We start from the raw sequence: 19,730 nt of genomic DNA on the forward strand, positions 1-19,730 counted from the left end.
GACGCGTCAACCGGCGAGGATGGCGCGCATGCCGTCAAGGAACGCCGTGGTTTCGGCCTCCGTGCCGGCGGTAACGCGCAGGTGTCCCGGGATTCCGACATCGCGAATGAGGACACCTCGGGCCAGCAGCGCCTCCCATACGGCATTGGGGTCCTCGAGCCCGCCAAAGAAGACAAAATTGGAGTCAGACGGCGCGGGCGTCAGGCCCAGCTCCACCAGCCCCTCGACGATGCGGTCCCGCTGGACCTTGATGGCCTCAACATTGGCCAGCAGTGACTCGGAGTTGCGCAGGGCGGCAACGGCGGCCGCCTGGGTGATGGCCGAGAGGTGGTACGGCAGACGGACCAGGCGCAGCGCGTCGGTGACCTCCGGGGCGGCGGCCAGGTAGCCCAGCCGGGCGCCGGCCATGGCGAAGGCCTTGCTCATGGTGCGCGAGACAACCAGGCGGGGCCGGCCCTCAAGCAGGCCAAGCGCACTGCTTGTTCCGGTGTGGGAGAACTCGGCGTACGCCTCGTCAACGATCACAATGGTCCTTGAGGCCTCGCCGGCTTCGTAGACAGCCTCGACCACGTCCAGGCCAAGTGCCGTCCCGGTGGGGTTGTTGGGTGAGCACAGGATGACGATGCTGGGTGCCTGTTCCCGTACCTGCGCTGCGGCCGATTCGGCGCTGAGGCCGTAGTCCCCGGCACGGACGCCGGCAAGGTAGCTGGTTCCGGTTCCGCTGGCGAGCAGCGGGTACATGGAGTATGTGGGAGGGAAGCCCATGACGGAGCGGCCGGGCCCGCCGAACGCCTGAAGGAGCTGCTGGAGGACTTCGTTGGAGCCGTTGGCGGCCCAAATGTTCCCTTCAGCCAGGCCGTGGCCCAGGTAGGCGGCAAGTTCCTGCCGCAGGGTGGTGAATTCCCGGTCCGGGTAGCGGTTGAGGTGGTCCAGTTCGGCGGCAACGGCGGCGAGGATGGCATCCCTGGCATCCTGCGGAACACCAAAGGTGTTTTCGTTGACGTTGAGCAGGATGGGAACATCCAGCTGCGGTGCACCGTAGGGGTGCTGGCCGCGCAGGTCGTCGCGGAGGGGCAATTGTGCGAGGCGTTCGAACTGATCCATGGCTCCAGCTTATTTGCAGTGACCGGCAAACGGCGAAATCGTTTCGCCGTACGGACGCCGATGACGAAGCCCGGATGCAGGGGCTACTTGGGCAGAGGGACAAACAACTGCTGGCCCGCATGCAGGACTCCGGCCCCAAGCTGGTTCAGGGCCACGATCTCCTGCACGACGTCCCGGACATTCCGGTCCGGGTCTACCCCAGCGGCAATGCTCCACAGGCTGTCGCCCTCCAGCACGGTCACGGTGGTGGCGTAGTCGGCCATGTCGACGGTGGAGAACTGGGTGGCAGCATGGGCCGGGCTGACCATGGAACCGAAAATGATGCCCAGGCATGCGAACACCAGGGCCGCTGCCGAAACGATGGCAGGGATGCCGAAGAAGACGAGCCGGCCGCGCCGGGTCAGCTGGAGCCCGTGGAGTGCGGGCAGTGATGGTGCCGTTGCAACCATTGCGTTCATGACTTCTGGTCCTTTCGCTGTGGAGTTGGATCCGCGGCCACAAGCACCCCTAGGATCAACTTTCCATGCTTCATATCTTCGATAGAACGTATGTTCTAACTTGCTACTAGTACAGTTTTAGCATCTACGGACGACACTTGCCAAGGGCTGATAGAACAAACGTTTGAAATTCACCCCCGCGTGGCTTAAACTTGCAGTACAAGGATTGGCCGCTAGAAGCAGTCCACCAGCAGGCACTGACATTGTTTGGTGCAGCCACGAAAGGACCGATGGAACCATGGAGCTTCCCGACCCACCGCACCGCATCCCCCAGGCACCCAGCCGCGCCGGCATGAAGGGGCTCACCGTGCGGCAAAAGAAGATCCTTGAGTGCATCCAGCGCTCCATCGCGGACAAGGGCTACCCGCCGTCAATGCGCGAGATCGGCGATTCCGTGGGGCTCGCCAGCCTGTCCAGCGTCACGCACCAGCTCACGCAGCTTGAACGCCATGGCTACCTGCGGCGCGACCCCAAGCGCCCCCGGGCCATGGAGGTCCTCATCCCGCTGGTCCTGGACGACGGCAAGGTGGAAATCGAGGGCGTGAGTTCACCCAAGTCACTGCGCAGCTCCAACGGCCTGAACTTTGCCGAACTCAGCAGTTCCTCAGACACCGCGTTCGTGCCGCTTGTTGGCCGCATCGCCGCCGGCGGACCCATCCTGGCCGACCAGGCTGTGGATGACATCATGCCGCTGCCACGCCAGATCGTGGGCAGCGGAGAGCTGTTCATGCTGAAGGTGCAGGGAGACTCCATGATCGACGCCGCCATCTGCGACGGCGACTGGGTGGTGGTGCGCCAGCAGAACACCGCCAACAACGGCGACATTGTTGCGGCACTTCTTGAAGATGAGGCCACCGTCAAGACATTCCGCCAGCGCGACGGCCACATCTGGCTGCTGCCCCAGAACACCCGCTACGAGCCGATCCTCGGCGACCACGCGACCATCATGGGCAAGGTGGTCTCCGTGCTGCGCAGCCTGTAGGCGGCACTGCTCCGCGGCACGGCAACAAGGCAACTGACGCGAAGGAGGCGCCCCGGACCATGGTCCGGGGCGCCTCCTTCGCGTCTGTCCTTCTACGCTGGACCGCTGCGGTGTGCAGCAGCACTGCCCTTCCGCCGTACGCCGCCTACTTGCCGGAGAGGCGCTTGAGGGCAGACAGTGCCACGGCACGGTCCTTCGTCGCCCAGAATGGTGGCAGGGCCGCCCGCAGGAATCCGCCGTAGCTGGCGTTCGCCAGCCGAGAGTCAAGAACCGCAACCACGCCGCGGTCCTGGCTGGAGCGGATCAGCCGCCCCACGCCCTGTGCCAGCCGCACGGCGGCATGGGTGGCGGAAATGGCGATGAATCCGTCGCCACCACTCTGGGCAACGGCCCGTGCGCGGGCGGTGACGAGAGGGTCGTCGGGACGCGGGAACGGGATCCTGTCGATGACGACCAGGCGGCAGGATGCACCCTGGACATCAACACCCTGCCACAGCGACATGGTGCCGAACAGGCAGGTGTCCGGTTCGTCGGCAAACTGCTTGATGAGACCGGACATTGAGGAGTCGCCCTGGCACAGGATCTTCATTTTGAGCTTCTTGCGCAGCTTTTCGGCAGCGTCTTCCGCCGCCCGCCGGGAGGAGAAGAGTGCAAGGGTCCCGCCTCCGGCCGCGGTGATGAGCTCGGCCAGCTCGTCCAGCTGTTCCGGAGACGTGCCGAAACCGGGTTTCTGCAGGTGGGCGGCCACGTACAGCATGCCCTGCTTGGGGTAGTCAAAGGGGGAACCGACGTCGGCCCCGCTCCAGGCAGGCGCGCTGGGGCCCAGCAGGCCCAGCCCACCGGCCGTGGCCTGGAAGGAATCGCCAATGGCCAGGGTGGCCGATGTGAGCACCACCGTACGGTCCGCAAACAGTCCCTCCCGAAGCTTCATGGCAACGCTCAACGGGGCGATGTTGATGGTGGCGGGTTCATTGGGGTCGGCTTTTTGGTAGCCTTTCCCGGGTGCGAAGGTGCCGGGGCGGGAGGCCCACACCACTTCGCCGGCATCGGCAGCGGCAAGCAGGCGTTCGCACAGGTCGAAGACCAGGTTCAATCTAGACCTGGCAATGGACCGCCCGCCGTCAACGGCGGCATTCCCGTCCGGCTTGGAGTCGGAGAGGGCCGCACGCACGGCATCGCGCACCTGCTCGACGGCCTGGGACTGGGCCTCGTTGAGCCCGTTGGGCATAAGGCCTTCGGGCACCCCGGCCAGGGCAAAGTCCAGTGCCGTGGCGCCGGCATGCAGCGCGTCCACGGAGACGCCCGTGTGCTTGCGGGTGCTGGAGGCCGCGGCCTGCACCATCTGCACGGAGAGCTGGCCGGTGACGGCCCCGGTTACCCTGTCCTGCAGTTCGTGGGCCTCGTCCACCACCACGACGTCGTATTCGGGAAGCACGGCGATGCCCTCGAACGCGCTGATGGCCAGCATGGCGTGATTGGTCACCACGATGTCGGCGTCGGCACCGCGTGCCCGGGCCAACTCGGAGAAGCACTCCGTGGCGAGCGGGCATTTTGCGGCACCCAGGCATTCCATGGAAGTGACAGAAACCTGCCGCCAGGCCTTGTCGGTGACGCCGGGGACCAGTTCGTCACGGTCGCCCGTTTCGGAGTCCTGGGCCCATTCCCGCAGCCGCACCACTTCCTTGCCCAGGGCCGAGGTGGGTCCCGTGCCGGCCCCCGGCAGGTGGGCGACGCTGTTGTCCTCCCCCAGGCTGAACAGTGCACCCTCGCCTTGGTCCTCGCTGGGGAAGCCGCCGCCAAGCTTTTGTTTGCAGACGTAGTTGCTGCGTCCCTTGACCAGGGCAACATCGATGGGGCGTGGCAGCAATGGCTCCAGGGCTGCAAGCAGCCGGGGAACATCGCGGCCCACAATCTGCGCCTGCAGTGCCAGTGTTGCCGTGGCCACCACGGCGGGTTTGTCGCTGGTCAGTGAATTGACGATGAGCGGAATCAGGTAGGCAAGGGATTTTCCCGTGCCGGTGCCTGCCTGGACGAGCAGGTGCTCATTCTTCTCGATGGCCCCCACCACCCTGCGGACCATTTCGTGCTGGCCGTCGCGGCGCTGGCCGCCCATGGTTTCCACGGCTCGGTCCAGCAGTTCCAGGGCCTGCACGGAAAGTTCACTCGAAGGCTGGGCACTCTCAGGCATGCTGGACAAACGGTTCCACTTCAGCAGCCAGGTCCTCACGGACACGCACATTCACCAGCGTGCCGTGTTCGCCGTGCTCAAGGCTGATGATTTCCGAATCGCTGCGGTGCAGCTTGTTCAGGACGTCGCCGCGGTCATAGGGCACCATCAGCGTAAGGGTGACGCTGGGGTGCGGGATGCCCTCGGCAATGGCCGCAAGCAGCTCTTCGATGCCTTCCCCCGTGCGGGCCGAGACCACCACGGAGCGCGGTTCGCGCTGGCGCAGCCGCTCCACGACGAAGGGGTCGGCGATGTCTGCCTTGTTCAGGATGATGATCTCGGGGACCTGCAGCGCGCCAACCTCGCCAAAGACGTTCCGGACGGCAGAGATCTGCCCTTCGGGGTCTGGGTGGGAGGCATCCACAATGTGCAGGATCAGGTCCGCATCCGCCACTTCCTCCAGGGTGGAGCGGAAAGCCTCCACCAGCTGGGTTGGCAGCGCACGGACGAAGCCCACGGTGTCCACGAGCGTGTAGCCGAGGCCGTCGGCGGTCTCTGTCTTGCGGACGGTGGGATCAAGCGTGGCGAATAACGCATTCTCCACCAGCACCCCTGCGTTGGTGAGCCTGTTCAGCAGGGACGACTTGCCGGCGTTGGTGTAGCCGGCAATGGCGACGGAGGGGACGCTGTTGCGCTTGCGGTTGGCCCGCTTGGTCTCCCGGGCCGGTGCCATGGCGGCAATTTCCCGGCGCAGCTTGGCCATCCGGGTGCGGATCTTTCGCCGGTCCAGTTCCATCTTTGTTTCACCGGGGCCGCGGGAGCCGATACCGCCGCCGGCTGTGCCCACCCGGCCGCCCGCCTGCCGGGACATTGACTCGCCCCAGCCGCGCAGGCGCGGCAGCAGGTATTCCATCTGGGCCAGTTCGACCTGGGCCCGGCCTTCGCGGGACTGCGCGTGTTGTGCAAAAATGTCCAGAATCAGCGCCGTGCGGTCGATGACCTTGACGTTGACGACTTCCTCCAGGGTGCGCCGCTGCGACGGGGAGAGGTCGCCGTCAATGATGACGGTGTCGGCCCCGGTGGCGTGGACGATTTCCTTGAGTTCCTGCGCCTTGCCCTGGCCCAGGAATGTGGCAGGGTCAGGCTTGGCGCGCCGCTGCACCAGTCCGTCCAGGACCTCTGAGCCGGCTGTTTCAGCGAGTGCGGCCAGTTCACGCAGGGAGTTCTCGGCGTCGGCCATGGTGCCTACGGACCAGAGTCCGGCCAATACCACCCGTTCCAGCCGCAGCTGGCGGTATTCAACCTCGGACACGTCCTCCAGCTCGGTGGACAGGCTGGCCTGGCGGCGCAGCGCGTTGCGGTCGGCGAGCTCGCTCTGGTCTCCGTCAAAACGGCTGTGCTGGAAGTCGAGGGAGGAAACCGCCTGCGCGGATCCCTTCAGGGGTCGGGCGGCCGCGGTGCCTCCGTGGGGGTCCTGCGCGTCCAGGTCCTGCTCTTCCCGCACGGCGCGCACGGCCGCCGCATCCTTGGCGAGGATCCGGTCAATTACCGCCTCAATCTCGGCAGCGGAAAGCTCCGTGCCGGATTCGTTGCGGTCCTGCTGGTCGTCGTCGGATGGGTGGGGTGCAGATGCGTTGGACATGTTCTCCTTATAGTCTCTTACCCCAATCGTAGTCCGGCCCGCCCACACGCACACCTTCGCCCACCCCGTGCTGTGGATAACGGCCACTGCGGTTAGGTGCGCCTAGATACACAAACCGCGGTTTGGGCACTAATCTGGCATGACTATGGGTACTCAGGGTGCAGAGCACTATTTCAGTTCACAGCCGGCAACGCCGATGAAACGCCGACCCCTCAGCGTGGTCCTGGCCGGGGAGAAGCGCAGCCTGCAGACGGCCGGCGGCATTTTCAGCCCAGACGGAGTGGACAAGGGCACCGTCATCCTGCTCAACGAAGCACCGCCGCCGGCAGGGGAAGGGAACCTGCTGGACATTGGCTGCGGCTGGGGCCCCATTGCCCTGACCCTGGCCCTGCGCTCCCCCGCCGCGACCGTCTACGCCGTCGACGTCAATGAGCGTTCCATCGAACTGACCCGCGACAACGCGTCGGCCCTGGGGCTGGACAACGTGAAGGCCTCCACGCCCGACGCCGTTGACCCCGCCGTGCGCTTCAACACGATCTGGTCCAACCCGCCGATCCGTGTGGGCAAGTCGGAGCTGCATTCAATCCTGCTGATGTGGCTGCCGCGCCTGGCGCAGCACGGCAACGCCTACCTGGTGGTGCAAAAGAACCTGGGCTCCGATTCGCTGCAGCGCTGGCTTGCCGCCGAGCTTGCCGAACAGTTCCCGGAGGCCGGCTTCAGCGTGAGCCGCGACTCCACCCACAAGGCATTCCGCATCCTGCGCGTGGTTCGCGACCACCCCTAAGGCGCTGTGGCCCGGGCGCTGCCGGAAACCGGGCACTGCTGGATCCCCATGGCTGCCGGAGCAGCCGAAACCCTAGAGCTGTTGGAGCAGCCCGTCCGCCAGCACGCCCTCGGCGACCATGACGGCCGGCCCGCTCAGTTCCACATGCTCGCGCCCATCGGCACCGGGGAAGAACCGCACGCCCACCACGCCGCCGGGGACCGCCACGGACCAGGCATCGGGCGCGCCGGCACCGGCCCAAAAGCGGGTGGCGGCAGCAGCCGCGCAGGCACCCGTGCCGCAGGACAGGGTCTCCCCCACCCCGCGTTCGTGGACGCGCATGCTGATGTGTCCGACGTCGTCCGTCACCAGGGGATCCGCCGGCAGCACAAACTCCACATTGGTTCCGGACGGCGGAACCGGGATGACGGCCGGCGTGCCGGCCAGGTCCAGCGCAGCCAGGTCCGCGGTCTCCTCGAGGGCCACCACCGTGTGGGGGTTGCCCATGGTGATGGACAGGGCGGGCCGCGGTTCGGCCAGGCCTGCGGCCTCCACCACGGAGTCGACGCCGCGCTCGGCGGCATGGCTGGGGTGGATGAAGTCCCACGGTCCCATGTCCACCCGGTAGCCGGCGGCCGTTCGCGCCACCTTTTTGATACCGGCGCGGGTGCCGATGGACAGTTCCCCGCCGTCCTCCAGCGCCACGAGCCCCTGGGTGAGGAGGAAGTGGATGAAGACGCGCACCCCGTTGCCGCACATCTCCGAGAGTGAGCCGTCGGCGTTGTAGTAGTCCATGAACCATTCGGCATCCGGGTTCTCCGCCAGCGCGGCGGCGCCTTCCGGGAGCGCCCGCGAGCGGACGGCACGGATGAATCCGTCGCCGCCCAGGCCCCTGTGGCGGTCGCACAGGCGCGCGATCTGCTCTGTGGACAGGGGGCGGGCGCCATCGGGGTCGGCCATGAGGACAAAGTCGTTGCCGGTGCCGTGTCCCTTTGAGAAGCGCAAGCCGGTCAGCGGTGAGGTGTCGTCAGTCATTGCTTAAGGGTAAGGCACGGACAAGCTCCGCTGCGGCCGCACCGAGGTCCGGCTGCGCCCAGTCAAGCCAGTGCACGCGGGGGTCGGCACGGAACCAGGTGAGCTGGCGGCGGGCGAACTGGCGTGTCGCGACAATGGTTTCCTCGCTGGCCGCCGCCACCGTCGATTCGCCGTCAATGACCCGCAGGAACTGCTGGTAGCCGAGCGCCTTGTGCGCCGTGCGGCCCTCCCTCAGCCCCTTGGGGATGAGTGCCTCCACTTCGGCGAGCAGGCCGGAATCCACCATCCTGTGCACGCGCTGGGCGAGGCGGTCGTGAAGCTCGGCGCGGTCGCCGTTCAGGCCGATTTGGACCGTGGGGGTGACGTACTCGCGCTCGGGCATGAAGGAGCTGAACGGGCGGCCGGTCAGGGCATGGACCTCCAGGGCCCGGACCGCGCGCTTGCCGTCATTGATTCGGGCTGCGGAGACCGGATCAACTTCCGCCAGCCGGGCCAGGAGCGCGGACAACCCGTGCCGTTCCAGGTCTGTCTCCAGCGCCGCCCGCAGTTGCGGATCGGTGCCCGGGAATTCCAGGACATCGATGGCAGCCCTGTTGTACAGCCCGGATCCGCCCACCAGGATGGGCAGCCTGCCGCGGGAGCGGACGTCCGCGACGGCGGCGCGGGCCATCCGCTGGAAGTCCGCCACCGTGGTATCTTCCCGGACGCTGAGGAAATCCATCAGGTGGTGCCGGATGCCGCGGCGTTCCGCCGGCGGCAGCTTGGCCGTACCAATGTCCATGCCGCGATAGAACTGCATGGAGTCGGCGTTGATGGCCTCGCCGTTGAAGCGCTCAGCCAATTCCAGGGCCAGCTCGGACTTGCCGGAGCCCGTGGGACCTACCACGGCCACCAGGGGAAGGGCTGGCGCACCGACTGCTGCAGTGCCTGGCTCCGTTGCCTGCGCAGCCGCAGGGTTCACGCTGTCCTGACAGGGAGGACGGGCATGCCCAGGCTGACCTTCGGCCGGGCGCCGTCGGACTGGCCGCTGGCGGCCGGCACCCCGCAGGACTCTGCCTGGGCCAGATCCCAGGCATCGCCCGCGCGGGAGCGGCGGAGCCGGTACGTCTCCGGTGTGGGGTCCGCGACCAGGTGGAAGGCGGCGGCCTCGGTGATGGTGACGGTGACAAGGTCGCCGGGGCGGGGGGTTTCGGCGCCTTCGGGGACGCTGAAGTGCACCAGGCGCTGGTCCTGGGCGCGGCCGGAAAGACGGTGGGTCTCGGCTGCCTTGCGGCCCGACTGCGCCGTGACCATGACCTCGACTTCGCGTCCAACCTGTTGCGCGTTCTCCTCCGCGGCGATCCGGTCCTGCAAGGCCGTCAGGCGCAGGAAGCGCTCCTGGACGACTTCCTTGGGCAGTTGGTCCGGCAGGTCCGCGGCGGGTGTGCCGGGCCGCTTGGAGTATTGGAAGGTGAAGGCGGTGGCGAAGCGCGACTTCTCGACGACGTCGAGCGTTGCCTGGAAGTCTTCCTCGGTTTCGCCGGGGAAGCCGACGATGATGTCGGTGGAAATGGCGGCGTGTGGCATCTGCTCGCGGACCTTGTCCAGGATCCCCAGGAACTTGGCGGAGCGGTAGGAGCGGCGCATGTCCTTGAGCACCTTGTCGGAGCCGGACTGCAGCGGCATGTGCAGTTGCGGCATGACGTTGGGGGTTTCGGCCATGGCGGCGATGACGTCGTCTGTGAAGGCTGCCGGGTGCGGGCTGGTGAAACGGACGCGTTCCAGGCCCTCGATCTCGCCGCAGGCGCGCAGCAACTTGCCGAACGCGAGGCGGTCGCCGAACTCGACGCCGTAAGAGTTCACGTTCTGGCCCAGCAGCGTCACCTCTATGGCGCCGTCGTCCACGAGCGCCTGGATTTCGGCCAGGATTTCTCCGGGCCGGCGGTCGCGTTCCTTGCCGCGGAGTGAGGGCACGATGCAGAAGGTGCAGGTGTTGTTGCAGCCCACGGAGATGGAGACCCAGCCGGAGTAGACGGAATCACGTTTGGTGGGCAGCGTGGAGGGGAAGACGTCGAGGGATTCCAGGATTTCGATCTGGGCGTCGGCGTTGTGGCGGGCACGTTCCAGCAGCACGGGCAGGGCGCCGACGTTGTGGGTGCCGAAGACGACGTCCACCCAGGGGGCGCGTTTTTGGATCGTGTCCCGGTCCTTCTGGGCCAGGCAACCGCCCACGGCGATCTGCATGCCCGGGTTGGATTCCTTGACGTGGGCCAGCATGCCCAGGTTGCCGTAAAGCTTGTTGTCGGCGTTTTCGCGGACTGCGCAGGTGTTGAAGACGACGACGTCGGGGCTGGGCCCCACGGGCTGGTTGTGGCCGTCCAACTCGCCCGTGGCCCCGGCATCGTCAAAGGCGACCAGGCCGGCGGTTTCCAGCAGGCCCGCCATGCGCTCGGAGTCGTGGACGTTCATTTGGCAGCCGTAGGTGCGCACCTGGTAGGTGCGGGGCCGGGTTGCTGTGGTTGGTGCGGACGAATCGACGCTGTCTTGGATCAGGCTCACCGTACAAGCTTAAGACCTGCCGCGCCGTTCGGCTAAACCGCCCGCGCCCAACCCCCAAGACACGACAAGCCCGCCCCGCGCGTGGCCTGCAGGACGGGCGAAAGACGTGGTGTCAGTACCAGCCGACGGTTTCGGAATGGTCCCACGCCGCACAAGGCGAACCGTAGCGGCCGCCGATGTAGCTGAGCCCCCAGTTGACCTGTGTGCGGTAGTTGCTGAGCCAGTCACTGCCGGCGCTGACATACTGGCTCGCGGGATACGCCTGGGCGATGCCGTAGGCGCCGCTGTACGGGTTGGTGGCGTTGGTTCGCCAACCCGATTCACGTTCCCAGAGACGGTCCAGGCATTGGAACTGGTCCTGTCCCCACCCGTGCGATCCCAGCGCACCCGCGGCGTAGGCCTTCGCGCCGGCTGGGTCGTTGACGACCCCGCCGGGGATGTCCGGCACCAGGGGCGGCTGCGGTTCCACCACCGGAGGGGCGGGATCCGGTTTGGGCGCCGGGGCAGGTGCAGGGTCCGGCTTGGGTGCCGGCACAGGTGCAGGCTTTGGCGCGGGTGCAGGGTCCGGCCTTGGAACCGGTTTGGGAGAAGGTTGGGGTGCGGGGACGGGCCTCGCCACGGGGGCCGGCGCCGGGAAGGGCTGTTGCTCCGGCACTGGCGCGGCAGCCTCCGCGTCGTGGAGGCGGGCTGCGTCAACAGCTTGTTGCTTGGCCTGCTGGGCGGCTTCGTAGTCGGCCTGAGCCGCCTGGCCCAGCCGGTATTCTCGCTCCTGGGCGATCGTGGTGTCCTTGAGAAACGCCAGCTGCGCCACGAGGGTGTCGCTCTGGCCCTGCTGCGCCAGGATCCGCTCGTTAAGCGACGTTCGCGCTGCGACGGCGGCGTCCTTCTCCCCCGCGGCCTGCTCGGTGAGTTTCCGCTGCTCCTCCAACGCTGCCTGACGCGTTTTCTGCAGCTGTGTGGCGGCGGCCTGCGACTCGCGGGCCAGCACCGCCTTGGCGGCGGACCGCTCGCCGAGCTTCTGCATCAGGTCCACGCCATTGAGGTTCTTCGCCGATTCGAGGTCGACGATGGTGGTGATGGTGCCCAGGCTGGTGCTGCCGCTCTTGTAGCCCTGGACCGCGACGGCGACGGCTTCCTTGGTGTATCGCCGGGCCTGGCCCGCGGCGCGCTCGGCCTGTGCGTTGAGAACCTCGACGTCAGCGCTCACGGCGTCCAGTTTCTGCACGGTCCGGGCATAGTCCGCCCCGGCGGCCACGGCCGCATCTCCCAGGGCGCCGGCCTGGCTGTCAAGGGAATCCAGGAGCGCGGCGATGGTGCCGAGCTGGCGGGCGGCTGCTGCGGCATCACCCTTGGTCTTTTCCACCTCGGACCAGCTGGGGTACCCCGACGGCGGCTCGTCCTGCGCGTGGGCCGGCGCTGCCAGCAGGGTGCAGGCAAGGAACACCCCTGCCGCGGCACTGGCGGCAAGGGTGCGGCGAAGCCAGGGTGTCCCGCTAGTCATCCTGCCTGCTTTCGTCAATGACTTCTGCCACCATGCCAAAGGCGAGCGAGGGGTTGAACCCCTTGCGTGCGAGCATGCCCACCCACCGGCGGGTGTATTTGTCACGTTCTGCCCGGTCGGAGAGATCGATGGAGGTGCGCAGCTTGCGCCGGACAAGGTCCTTGCCCTGTTCCCGTTCGATGTCGTCGTCGATCTGCTCCAGCGCCTGTTCGGCAAGGTCCGGGGCGATCCCCTTCTCTGCAAGCTCACGCCTGAGCGCCCCCCGTGCCAGTGATTTGTGCATGGAACGGCTGCGCACCCACATGTGGGCGAACTCGGCGTCGTCGATCAGCTTCACCGATTCGAATCGGTCCAGCACCGCCTCGGCCACATCCTCGGGGATGTTGCGCTCGGCCAGTTTCTGCGCCAGCTGGTGCCGGCTCTTGGCCGAGTTGGTCAGCTGGCGCAGCACGATGGACCTGGCCACCGACGCGGGGTTCGCGTCGGGGTCCAGTTCCGGTGCCGGGCGGGCCCTGTTCATGACTGTTCCTAGAAGCCGTCAACAGCCTTGAGCTTGGGTGCGGCTTCCGTTTCGGCAGCAGCCGCCGCGCCGACACCCAGTTTTGCCTTGATCAGGCGCTCAAGTTCGTCGGCCAGCTCGGGGTTGTCCTTCAGGAAGCGGCGGGAATTCTCCATGCCCTGCCCCAGCTGGTCACCGTCGTAGGTGTACCAGGAACCCGACTTGCGGATGATGCCGTGCTCCACGCCCATGTCGATGATGCCGCCTTCACGTGAAATGCCAACACCGTAGATGATGTCGAATTCAGCGATCTTGAACGGCGGTGCCATCTTGTTCTTGACGACCTTGGCCTTGGTCCGGTTGCCCACGGCATCCGCACCTTCCTTCAGCGTCTGGATGCGGCGCACGTCGATGCGCACGGAGGCGTAGAACTTCAGCGCCTTTCCACCTGTGGTGGTTTCCGGGCTGCCAAAGAACACGCCGATCTTCTCACGCAGCTGGTTGATGAAGATCGCCGTGGTCTTGGTCTGGCTCAGGCGGCCGGTGATCTTTCGCAGGGCCTGGCTCATGAGCCTGGCCTGCAGGCCGACGTGGCTGTCGCCCATGTCGCCCTCGATCTCGGCGCGCGGCACCAGGGCAGCCACGGAGTCAATGACGATGACGTCCAGGGAACCCGATCCGATCAGCATGTCCATGATTTCCAGGGCCTGCTCACCGGTGTCCGGCTGTGACACCAGGAGGGCATCGGTGTCCACGCCGAGCTTCTGGGCGTAGTCCGGGTCCAGGGCGTGCTCGGCGTCAATGAACGCCGCAATGCCGCCCAGCTTCTGGGCGCTGGCCACGGCGTGCAGTGCCAGCGTGGTTTTACCGGAGGACTCCGGTCCGTAGATCTCCACGACGCGGCCACGGGGCAGCCCGCCTATGCCCAGGGCCACGTCCAAGGCGATGGACCCTGTGGGAATTACTTCAATGGGTGCACGGACGTCGTCACCCAGGCGCATGACGGAACCTTTGCCGTACTGCTTGTCAATCTGGGCAAGTGCTGCAGCCAGCGCTTTTTCACGGTCTGCGGGAGCGGCCATGATTCACCTCGGTCTTTCCTATGCGCCGTTTCCGGCTCCGGCAACTGCACTTCTGGCGCAGCCCCGGATGGTGGTTTGATGCAAACTTTACTGGTTCCTTGCCTGACCGCCGGATGCCCGGCGTGCTGCTGGTGGAACCGTTCAGCAGCTAATTAACTTGTTAGCTAAAACGCTAGTTCAAGGGTCTGACATTGTCTGCCGCCTGCAAGCCCAAACGCCGAAAATGTGGACAACTATTTTCCCTGTGCACGACTGGGCACTTTCCAATCATAGTCGCCATCGAATAGATATTCGAACCTTGTTTCGGCGTGTCGGCGGCGGGCGCAGTGTGCGGCTAGTTTTTGGGTGCGATGTCGCGGCCGAGCCAGCGCGACGGCGGCACGTCCTGTACGCGGCAGACCTCCAGCCAAATGTCCCTCGGTTCAAACCCGGCACGCAGGGCTTCACTGGCCGTATTGCCGCCAACCCCGGACAAGACAAGGTCCCTCGCCACCACCCTGGAGTAGGCGGGACTGAACTCATCATCCATCAAACGCCAAAATTCACTGACTCTCACCCGTCCATTCTTGCATGCCGGCAGGCCGGGGCCGGGCACGCCGGAACAGGTCCCGCTTAGACTTGTACCATGACAACCCCACTCCGGCCGCCCGAGTCCGCAGGTGACGGGAAAACGGCCGCCATGGAAGACCTGGACGTGCAGTTGAGCCTGCTGTGGCGCCGCGCCCGTGCCATCAACCGCCAGCTCACCAGCAGCGTCCATCCGGACCTGGAGCCTGCCGCCTACGGACTTCTGTCCGTGCTGTTGAACGACGGCGAAATGCGCCTGACGGAACTGGCCCGGCACATCGGCGTGGGCAAGCCGTCGATCAGCCGGCAGATCGCGCTGCTGGCAGGCATCGGCCTGGTGCAGAAAGCGGATGACCCGGTGGACGGCCGGGCCCAGCTGATCACCCTGACTGAGGCCGGCCGCGAGAAAATGGCAGCCATCCAGTCGGGGCGCCGGAAGGCCTTCCACGAGCGCCTCCGGGGCTGGGACGAGGGAGAACTGTCCACTTTGGCGGCCCTGCTGGCCAAACTCAACGGTGAATACACCCACTGAGGTCCGCCGCAACTGGCGGTGGTTCCCCACGCCCTGCGTATTAAATGCTGCGGGCCCCTCCTTGGCGGAGGGGCCCAAACAGCTTGGAGACTGCCCACACCGGGCAGCTTGGTTAGAAGGCGTTGGAGACGAGTCCCTTGTTCAGTTCGTCGGAGAGTTCCTCATTCAGGTCCCTGCCGTAGCGGGCTGAAAATTCCTGGGGAACAGTGTCCGGGATGGCCACGCCTTCGGCGACGGCCAGACGGTCGCTGACTTCACGCAACATCAATGAAAGCGGAACGTCCAGGGCAGAACAGATTGAGGAAAGCAGTTCCGAGGATGCTTCCTTCTGCCCGCGCTCCACCTCACTGAGGTAGCCCAGCGAGACACGTGCGTTGTGCGAGACTTCGCGGAGTGTGCGGCCTTGACGTTGCCGCACGTCCCGCAGAACATCACCAATTTCGTGGCGAAGTACCACCATTTTGCGCTCCTTCTGCTGATGCGGTTTTTCGTCTGCCAAACCCACATCCCGCCAGCGCACTACGCCGTTTACGGATACGGGTTGTTTCACCATTGGTATCGCCTTACTCCTTGTTCGATCACTGCAGTCCATTTCGCTTGGCGCCTTCCGGGAGGTTCCCGTCAGGACGCCTTGTCCGCTTGGTGTTCCCATACTAGAGCCGATGGCAACATTTTGCGTTCACTAAGACTAACTATCTGGTCACAACTTTTGTTCCCCGGCGGCCTTTATGACCTGTTCCAGCAGTGAAATGGCTTCCTGCGTGGCCGCAACCCGGATCATTTCCCGGTCTCCGGCAAAGTGGTATTCATAGGATTGCGCCTCCCCGTCAAGGGCCACACCTATATATACGTGCCCCACTTCCTTGCCCTGGTGCGGCTCCGGTCCCGCGACCCCGGTGGTGGAGATGCCCACGCGGGACCCCGCGGCTGCGCAGGCCCCGAGCGCCATGGCGCAGGCGACCTCGGGATCCACCGCGCCCCTGGCCTCCAGCAGCCAGGCCGGCACGCCGAGCAATGTTTCCTTGAGCGAATTTTGGTAGGCGATGATCCCGCCCTGCAGCATGGCCGAGGAGCCGGGCACCTGCACGAGTGTGGCGGCGACCATGCCGCCCGTGAGGGATTCCGCGGTGGCCACGGTGATGTTGGCGGCGACGGCGGCGCTGACGAGTTCGGCAAGTCCGGTGAGCACGGCTACCCCCGTGCCGATCCGGCGGACCGGCCGGCGCTGCGCAGCTGCCAGGCCTTGACGACGTAGTCCACGCCGGTGACCACAGTGACGGCCAGGGCCAGCAGCATGACCACCAGGGCCACGACCGACAGCCACCCCACTGCCGGGGTGACGGGCAGGAGGTAGACAAAGATGGCCACGGTCTGCAGCACTGTCTTGAGCTTGCCGCCCTTGGAGGCGGCCATGACGCCGTAGCGGATCACCACAAACCTCAGCAAGGTGATGCCGATTTCACGCACCAGCATGACGATCGTGACCCACCACCACAGCTCCCCCACGGCAGAGAGCATGATGAGGGCGGAACCGATGAGCAGCTTGTCCGCGATGGGGTCCGCGATCTTGCCAAAACTCGTGACGAGCCCGCGTGCCCGGGCGATGTCGCCGTCGAGCTTGTCAGTGTAGATGGCCACCACAAACAGGGCCACGGCCACCCAGCGCTGCCAGCCGTAGTCGCCGGCGTCGGCCATGAAGGCCCAGATGAAAAAGGGCACCAGCACAATGCGCAAAAGCGTCAGGGCATTGGGCAAATTCCAGTTTGAAGGGCGCGGCGCCACCTGTTCAGTCACAGTGCAAGGCTACCGGCAAAGTGTGCGGGAGCCGCATTTTTGGCCGCGTCGGCCGTCACCGTCCGGTGAGCGACCATGCGTCCTCGCCGCCCTCTTCGTCGTCACCGTCGTTGTAGTCCACGGCCTGCGGGCGGCTGGCCAGGTCATCCGCCACAAGGTCCCCGCCCCAGCCATGGTTGGCGTTGGCGTTCTCGGCCAGCGCGGCTGTCATGGGGTCCACGGGCGCAGCGGGTTCACCGCCGGGCACGACGCCGGCCCCTCCCCCCGCGTCCCCGTCGCCGCGGATGGCGGCAAGGGTTTCGGCGAGGTCGTCCGGCTTGACAAGGACGTCACGGGCCTTGGAACCTTCCGAGGGGCCCACCACGCCGCGGGACTCGAGCAGGTCCATGAGGCGGCCGGCCTTGGCGAAGCCCACGCGCAGCTTGCGCTGGAGCATGGAAGTGGAGCCGAACTGGGTGGTGACCACCAGTTCGGTGGCCTGCAGCAGCAGGTCGAGGTCGTCGCCGATGTCGTCCTCGATGACCTTCTTGGGCGCCTCGGCGGCCACGTCTTCGCGGTACGTTGCCTGCAGCTGGCCCTTGACGTGGTCCACGACGGCCTTGATCTCGGCCTCCGTGACCCATGCGCCCTGGACGCGGACGGGCTTGGACTTGCCCATGGGCAGGAACAGGGCGTCACCCTGGCCCAGCAGCTTCTCCGCACCGGGCTGGTCCAGGACCACGCGGGAGTCCGTGACGGAGGAGGTGGCGAAGGCCATCCGGGAGGGCACGTTGGCCTTGATCAGGCCGGTGACCACGTCCACGGAGGGGCGCTGGGTGGCCAGCACCAGGTGGATGCCGGCGGCACGGGCCAGCTGGGTGATGCGCACGATGGAGTCTTCCACGTCACGCGGGGCCACCATCATGAGGTCGGCGAGCTCGTCCACAATCACCAGCAGGTACGGGTAGGGGCGCATGACCCGCTTGGAGCCTTCCGGCGGGTGGACGCTGCCGGCCTTGACGGCCTTGTTGAACTCGTCAATGTGCTTGAAGCCGAAGTTGGCGAGGTCGTCGTAGCGGGTGTCCATTTCCCGCACCACCCACTGCAGTGCCTCGGCAGCCTTCTTGGGGTTGGTGATGATGGGGGTGATCAGGTGCGGCACGCCCTCGTAGGCGGTCAGTTCCACGCGCTTGGGGTCCACCATGACCATGCGCACCTCGTCGGGCGTGGCGCGCATGAGGATGGAGACGATCATCGAGTTCACAAACGAGGACTTGCCCGCACCCGTGGCACCGGCCACGAGCAGGTGCGGCATCTTGGCCAGGTTGGCCACCACGAAGCCGCCCTCAACGTCCTTGCCGACACCCATGACCATGGGGTGTTCGGTGCGCCTGGCGTTGGCCGAACGCAGGACGTCGCCCAGGACCACGACCTCCTTGTCCGCGTTCGGGATCTCGATGCCGATCGCGCTCTTGCCGGGGATGGGGCTCAGGATGCGCACGTCGGAGGAAGCCACCGCGTAGGAGATGTTCTTGCTCAGCGCCGTCACGCGCTCCACCTTGGTGCCCGGCGCCAGCTCGATCTCGTAGCGGGTAACGGTGGGCCCCCGGCTGAACCCGGTGACCGCGGCGTCCACGTTGAACTGCTGCAGCGTGTCCGTTAGTGCGGCCACCACGGAATCGTTGGCGGCCGTGGCGTCCTTCCCTGGCGGCCCGGCCGGGAGGTAGTCGGACTCCGGCAGCGTGTAGGTGACGTCACCCGAGAGCTGGAGCTGTTCCGACCGTGCCGGGATGGGCGCGGGCGGCATGGCAGGCGGTGCCGGCATTGCCTGGGTGGCGGCCGAGTTCCCGTCAAAGAAGGAGGGTTCCGCCGCGGCGACCATGCCGATCGCCTCGGTGACGGGTTCGGCGTCGTGCGCCTGTACGTCGTAGACCTCGCTTGTGGTGGGCAGGCCCTGGCGTGCCTTGATCTTGTCGGCACGGAGTTCATCGCGCGTGGGCCGGCGCATCCCGGGCCGGACGGATGGCGCGGCCGACGGCGTTTCCTGGCTTGCGTCGTCGTCCGAGCCGATGAGCGGGGTTGCGAAGGCTTCGGTGAGGGCCAGGCCCTCATCCTCTGCCGCCTCGAGTGCGGCCTTGGCCTTGGCCCGGGAGCGGCGCGGCTTCTTGGCGGGCTCCTCGTGGTCGTAGAGGTAGCTCTGGTCGTGGCCGGATGCCGTTTCACGGGACGGGGCGGTGCCCATGAGGGTCTCGTAGATGCCCTGCAGGCGGGCGGGGATGTGCCGCACGGGCGTGTTGGTCAGCACCAGGATGCTGGCGAAGGCCACGAGCGAGTACACGACGATGGCCAGGACCGGGCTGACACTGGCGACAACGCCGCCGGCCACCACGCCCACCATGCCGCCGGCGGCACTGATGCCCTCGAAACCGTCGGCGATGTTGGGGTTGCCGCCTGCCACCTGGGCGAGCGCGCAGCCGGCGAGGGTCATGATGGAGAAGCCAAGGGCGACGCGGTTGTTGGTGGCCATGTTGCCCGGCTGGCGGAACACCAGGACCGAGAACACCAGGAACATGGGCGGCAGCATGACGGAGAACCAGCCGAAGGTCCCCTCAAACACGCTTTGCACAGCTGTGGCGACAGGTCCGCCCAGGCCCCACCATTCAAAGGTGGCGGTGCCAAAGGCGAGCAGGATGAACAGCAGGCCGGCACCGTCGCGGCGCTCGTCCAGCGGCATGTCCGACTTGTCGGTGCCCATGCGGCGGATGGCACCGCCGATGAGGTGTCCGAGCCCCTGCCAGATCCCGACGACGAGGCGCACGGGCCACACCAGTTGGCCCTCCGGCGGGGCTGCGGAATTTTTGCTGCGGGGCACGGGCGTCTTCGTGGTCCTGGGGGTGCGCGAAGAACCGCCGCCCCTCTGACCGGAGGACGGACGGGCGGGGGAAGAACGAGTCGCCATGCTTCAACGGTACCTTCCCGGGCCAAGTTTGCGCAGAATTTGGCCCGGGAACGGTACGTGGTGAACTGCACATCGGGCAGGTCCGGCTG

The 19,730-nt window shown here is 66.4% G+C and carries 18 protein-coding genes; 3 read left to right on the forward strand and 15 right to left on the reverse strand.

The features are described from left to right. Window positions 1-6: 6 nt before the first annotated feature. The gene (locus JOF48_RS00300; protein ID WP_209676180.1) at window positions 7-1,104 is read right to left on the reverse strand and encodes a histidinol-phosphate transaminase; all 1,098 of its coding nucleotides are present in this window, start codon (window positions 1,102-1,104) and stop codon (window positions 7-9) included. Between the two features lie 83 nt (window positions 1,105-1,187). Next, window positions 1,188-1,562: a LysM peptidoglycan-binding domain-containing protein gene (locus JOF48_RS00305; protein WP_209676183.1), complete on the reverse strand. Its 375-nt coding sequence runs from the start codon at window positions 1,560-1,562 to the stop codon at window positions 1,188-1,190. A gap of 277 nt (window positions 1,563-1,839) precedes the next feature. Here JOF48_RS00305 and lexA point away from each other — a divergent pair, with 277 nt between their 5' ends. Further along, window positions 1,840-2,583, forward strand: coding sequence for a transcriptional repressor LexA (gene lexA / locus JOF48_RS00310; RefSeq protein ID WP_425353692.1), 744 nt, complete (start codon window positions 1,840-1,842; stop codon window positions 2,581-2,583). 145 nt (window positions 2,584-2,728) lie between these two features. Here lexA and JOF48_RS00315 read toward each other — a convergent pair whose 3' ends face one another. Next, window positions 2,729-4,771 (reverse strand): ATP-dependent DNA helicase, encoded by a 2,043-nt coding sequence (locus tag JOF48_RS00315; RefSeq protein ID WP_209676186.1) that lies wholly within the window; start codon window positions 4,769-4,771, stop codon window positions 2,729-2,731. Next, window positions 4,764-6,392 carry a GTPase HflX gene (gene hflX, locus JOF48_RS00320; protein ID WP_209676198.1) on the reverse strand — a complete coding sequence of 543 codons (1,629 nt, stop codon included), beginning with the start codon at window positions 6,390-6,392 and terminating at the stop codon, window positions 4,764-4,766. Before hflX ends, JOF48_RS00315 begins: the two co-directional genes overlap by 8 nt. A gap of 139 nt (window positions 6,393-6,531) precedes the next feature. Between hflX and JOF48_RS00325 the strand changes: the two genes are divergently transcribed. Beyond that, complete coding sequence (locus JOF48_RS00325) at window positions 6,532-7,176, forward strand: class I SAM-dependent methyltransferase (RefSeq protein ID WP_245346338.1); 645 nt, start codon at window positions 6,532-6,534, stop codon at window positions 7,174-7,176. Between the two features lie 72 nt (window positions 7,177-7,248). Here the strand turns inward: JOF48_RS00325 and dapF are convergent, their stop codons facing one another. The 7 genes from dapF to JOF48_RS00360 all read right to left on the reverse strand — a co-directional run bounded on the left by dapF (window position 7,249) and on the right by JOF48_RS00360 (window position 14,366). Next, on the reverse strand, window positions 7,249-8,190 hold the full coding sequence (gene dapF, locus JOF48_RS00330) for a diaminopimelate epimerase (RefSeq protein WP_209676201.1): 942 nt from the start codon (window positions 8,188-8,190) through the stop codon (window positions 7,249-7,251). Further along, window positions 8,183-9,085, reverse strand: a complete 903-nt coding sequence (miaA, locus tag JOF48_RS00335) for a tRNA (adenosine(37)-N6)-dimethylallyltransferase MiaA (protein WP_245346630.1) — start codon at window positions 9,083-9,085, stop codon at window positions 8,183-8,185. Before miaA ends, dapF begins: the two co-directional genes overlap by 8 nt. A gap of 62 nt (window positions 9,086-9,147) precedes the next feature. Next, entirely contained in the window at window positions 9,148-10,728 is a 1,581-nt protein-coding gene (gene miaB, locus JOF48_RS00340) for a tRNA (N6-isopentenyl adenosine(37)-C2)-methylthiotransferase MiaB (protein ID WP_342591111.1), read from the reverse strand. A gap of 112 nt (window positions 10,729-10,840) precedes the next feature. Beyond that, window positions 10,841-12,229: an aggregation-promoting factor C-terminal-like domain-containing protein gene (locus JOF48_RS00345; protein WP_209676207.1), complete on the reverse strand. Its 1,389-nt coding sequence runs from the start codon at window positions 12,227-12,229 to the stop codon at window positions 10,841-10,843. Further along, the gene (locus JOF48_RS00350; RefSeq protein WP_209676209.1) at window positions 12,222-12,749 is read right to left on the reverse strand and encodes a regulatory protein RecX; all 528 of its coding nucleotides are present in this window, start codon (window positions 12,747-12,749) and stop codon (window positions 12,222-12,224) included. The genes JOF48_RS00345 and JOF48_RS00350 overlap by 8 nt, the downstream gene beginning before the upstream one ends. A gap of 8 nt (window positions 12,750-12,757) precedes the next feature. Further along, on the reverse strand, window positions 12,758-13,810 hold the full coding sequence (gene recA / locus JOF48_RS00355; RefSeq protein ID WP_209676211.1) for a recombinase RecA: 1,053 nt from the start codon (window positions 13,808-13,810) through the stop codon (window positions 12,758-12,760). Between the two features lie 334 nt (window positions 13,811-14,144). Further along, window positions 14,145-14,366, reverse strand: coding sequence for a DUF3046 domain-containing protein (locus JOF48_RS00360; protein WP_209676214.1), 222 nt, complete (start codon window positions 14,364-14,366; stop codon window positions 14,145-14,147). 69 nt (window positions 14,367-14,435) lie between these two features. Here JOF48_RS00360 and JOF48_RS00365 point away from each other — a divergent pair, with 69 nt between their 5' ends. Further along, window positions 14,436-14,909 (forward strand): MarR family winged helix-turn-helix transcriptional regulator, encoded by a 474-nt coding sequence (locus JOF48_RS00365; RefSeq protein WP_209676217.1) that lies wholly within the window; start codon window positions 14,436-14,438, stop codon window positions 14,907-14,909. A gap of 112 nt (window positions 14,910-15,021) precedes the next feature. Here JOF48_RS00365 and JOF48_RS00370 read toward each other — a convergent pair whose 3' ends face one another. The 4 genes from JOF48_RS00370 to JOF48_RS00385 all read right to left on the reverse strand — a co-directional run bounded on the left by JOF48_RS00370 (window position 15,022) and on the right by JOF48_RS00385 (window position 19,641). Next, a complete protein-coding gene (locus JOF48_RS00370) occupies window positions 15,022-15,462 on the reverse strand; it encodes a helix-turn-helix domain-containing protein (RefSeq protein ID WP_209676220.1) in 441 nt (146 codons plus the stop codon). Between the two features lie 147 nt (window positions 15,463-15,609). Then, the gene (locus tag JOF48_RS00375; RefSeq protein ID WP_342591112.1) at window positions 15,610-16,098 is read right to left on the reverse strand and encodes a CinA family protein; all 489 of its coding nucleotides are present in this window, start codon (window positions 16,096-16,098) and stop codon (window positions 15,610-15,612) included. 2 nt (window positions 16,099-16,100) lie between these two features. Further along, window positions 16,101-16,703: a CDP-diacylglycerol--glycerol-3-phosphate 3-phosphatidyltransferase gene (pgsA, locus tag JOF48_RS00380; protein WP_209676223.1), complete on the reverse strand. Its 603-nt coding sequence runs from the start codon at window positions 16,701-16,703 to the stop codon at window positions 16,101-16,103. A gap of 55 nt (window positions 16,704-16,758) precedes the next feature. Beyond that, window positions 16,759-19,641: a DNA translocase FtsK gene (locus JOF48_RS00385; protein ID WP_209676225.1), complete on the reverse strand. Its 2,883-nt coding sequence runs from the start codon at window positions 19,639-19,641 to the stop codon at window positions 16,759-16,761. Window positions 19,642-19,730 lie beyond the last annotated feature (89 nt).

This window comes from Arthrobacter stackebrandtii (assembly GCF_017876675.1).
GTDB classification, from domain to species: domain Bacteria; phylum Actinomycetota; class Actinomycetes; order Actinomycetales; family Micrococcaceae; genus Specibacter; species Specibacter stackebrandtii.

Excerpts from the sequence above, each read along its gene's own strand:
- JOF48_RS00300 (WP_209676180.1), bottom strand. The coding sequence starts at position 1,104 with ATGGATCAGTTCGAACGCCTCGCACAATTGCCCCTCCGCGACGACCTG.
- JOF48_RS00305 (WP_209676183.1), bottom strand. The coding sequence starts at position 1,562 with ATGAACGCAATGGTTGCAACGGCACCATCACTGCCCGCACTCCACGGG.
- lexA (WP_425353692.1), top strand. The coding sequence starts at position 1,840 with ATGGAGCTTCCCGACCCACCGCACCGCATCCCCCAGGCACCCAGCCGC.
- JOF48_RS00315 (WP_209676186.1), bottom strand. The coding sequence starts at position 4,771 with ATGCCTGAGAGTGCCCAGCCTTCGAGTGAACTTTCCGTGCAGGCCCTG.
- hflX (WP_209676198.1), bottom strand. The coding sequence starts at position 6,392 with ATGTCCAACGCATCTGCACCCCACCCATCCGACGACGACCAGCAGGAC.
- JOF48_RS00325 (WP_245346338.1), top strand. The coding sequence starts at position 6,532 with ATGACTATGGGTACTCAGGGTGCAGAGCACTATTTCAGTTCACAGCCG.
- dapF (WP_209676201.1), bottom strand. The coding sequence starts at position 8,190 with ATGACTGACGACACCTCACCGCTGACCGGCTTGCGCTTCTCAAAGGGA.
- JOF48_RS00345 (WP_209676207.1), bottom strand. The coding sequence starts at position 12,229 with ATGACTAGCGGGACACCCTGGCTTCGCCGCACCCTTGCCGCCAGTGCC.
- JOF48_RS00350 (WP_209676209.1), bottom strand. The coding sequence starts at position 12,749 with ATGAACAGGGCCCGCCCGGCACCGGAACTGGACCCCGACGCGAACCCC.
- recA (WP_209676211.1), bottom strand. The coding sequence starts at position 13,810 with ATGGCCGCTCCCGCAGACCGTGAAAAAGCGCTGGCTGCAGCACTTGCC.
- JOF48_RS00365 (WP_209676217.1), top strand. The coding sequence starts at position 14,436 with ATGACAACCCCACTCCGGCCGCCCGAGTCCGCAGGTGACGGGAAAACG.
- JOF48_RS00370 (WP_209676220.1), bottom strand. The coding sequence starts at position 15,462 with ATGGTGAAACAACCCGTATCCGTAAACGGCGTAGTGCGCTGGCGGGAT.
- JOF48_RS00385 (WP_209676225.1), bottom strand. The coding sequence starts at position 19,641 with ATGGCGACTCGTTCTTCCCCCGCCCGTCCGTCCTCCGGTCAGAGGGGC.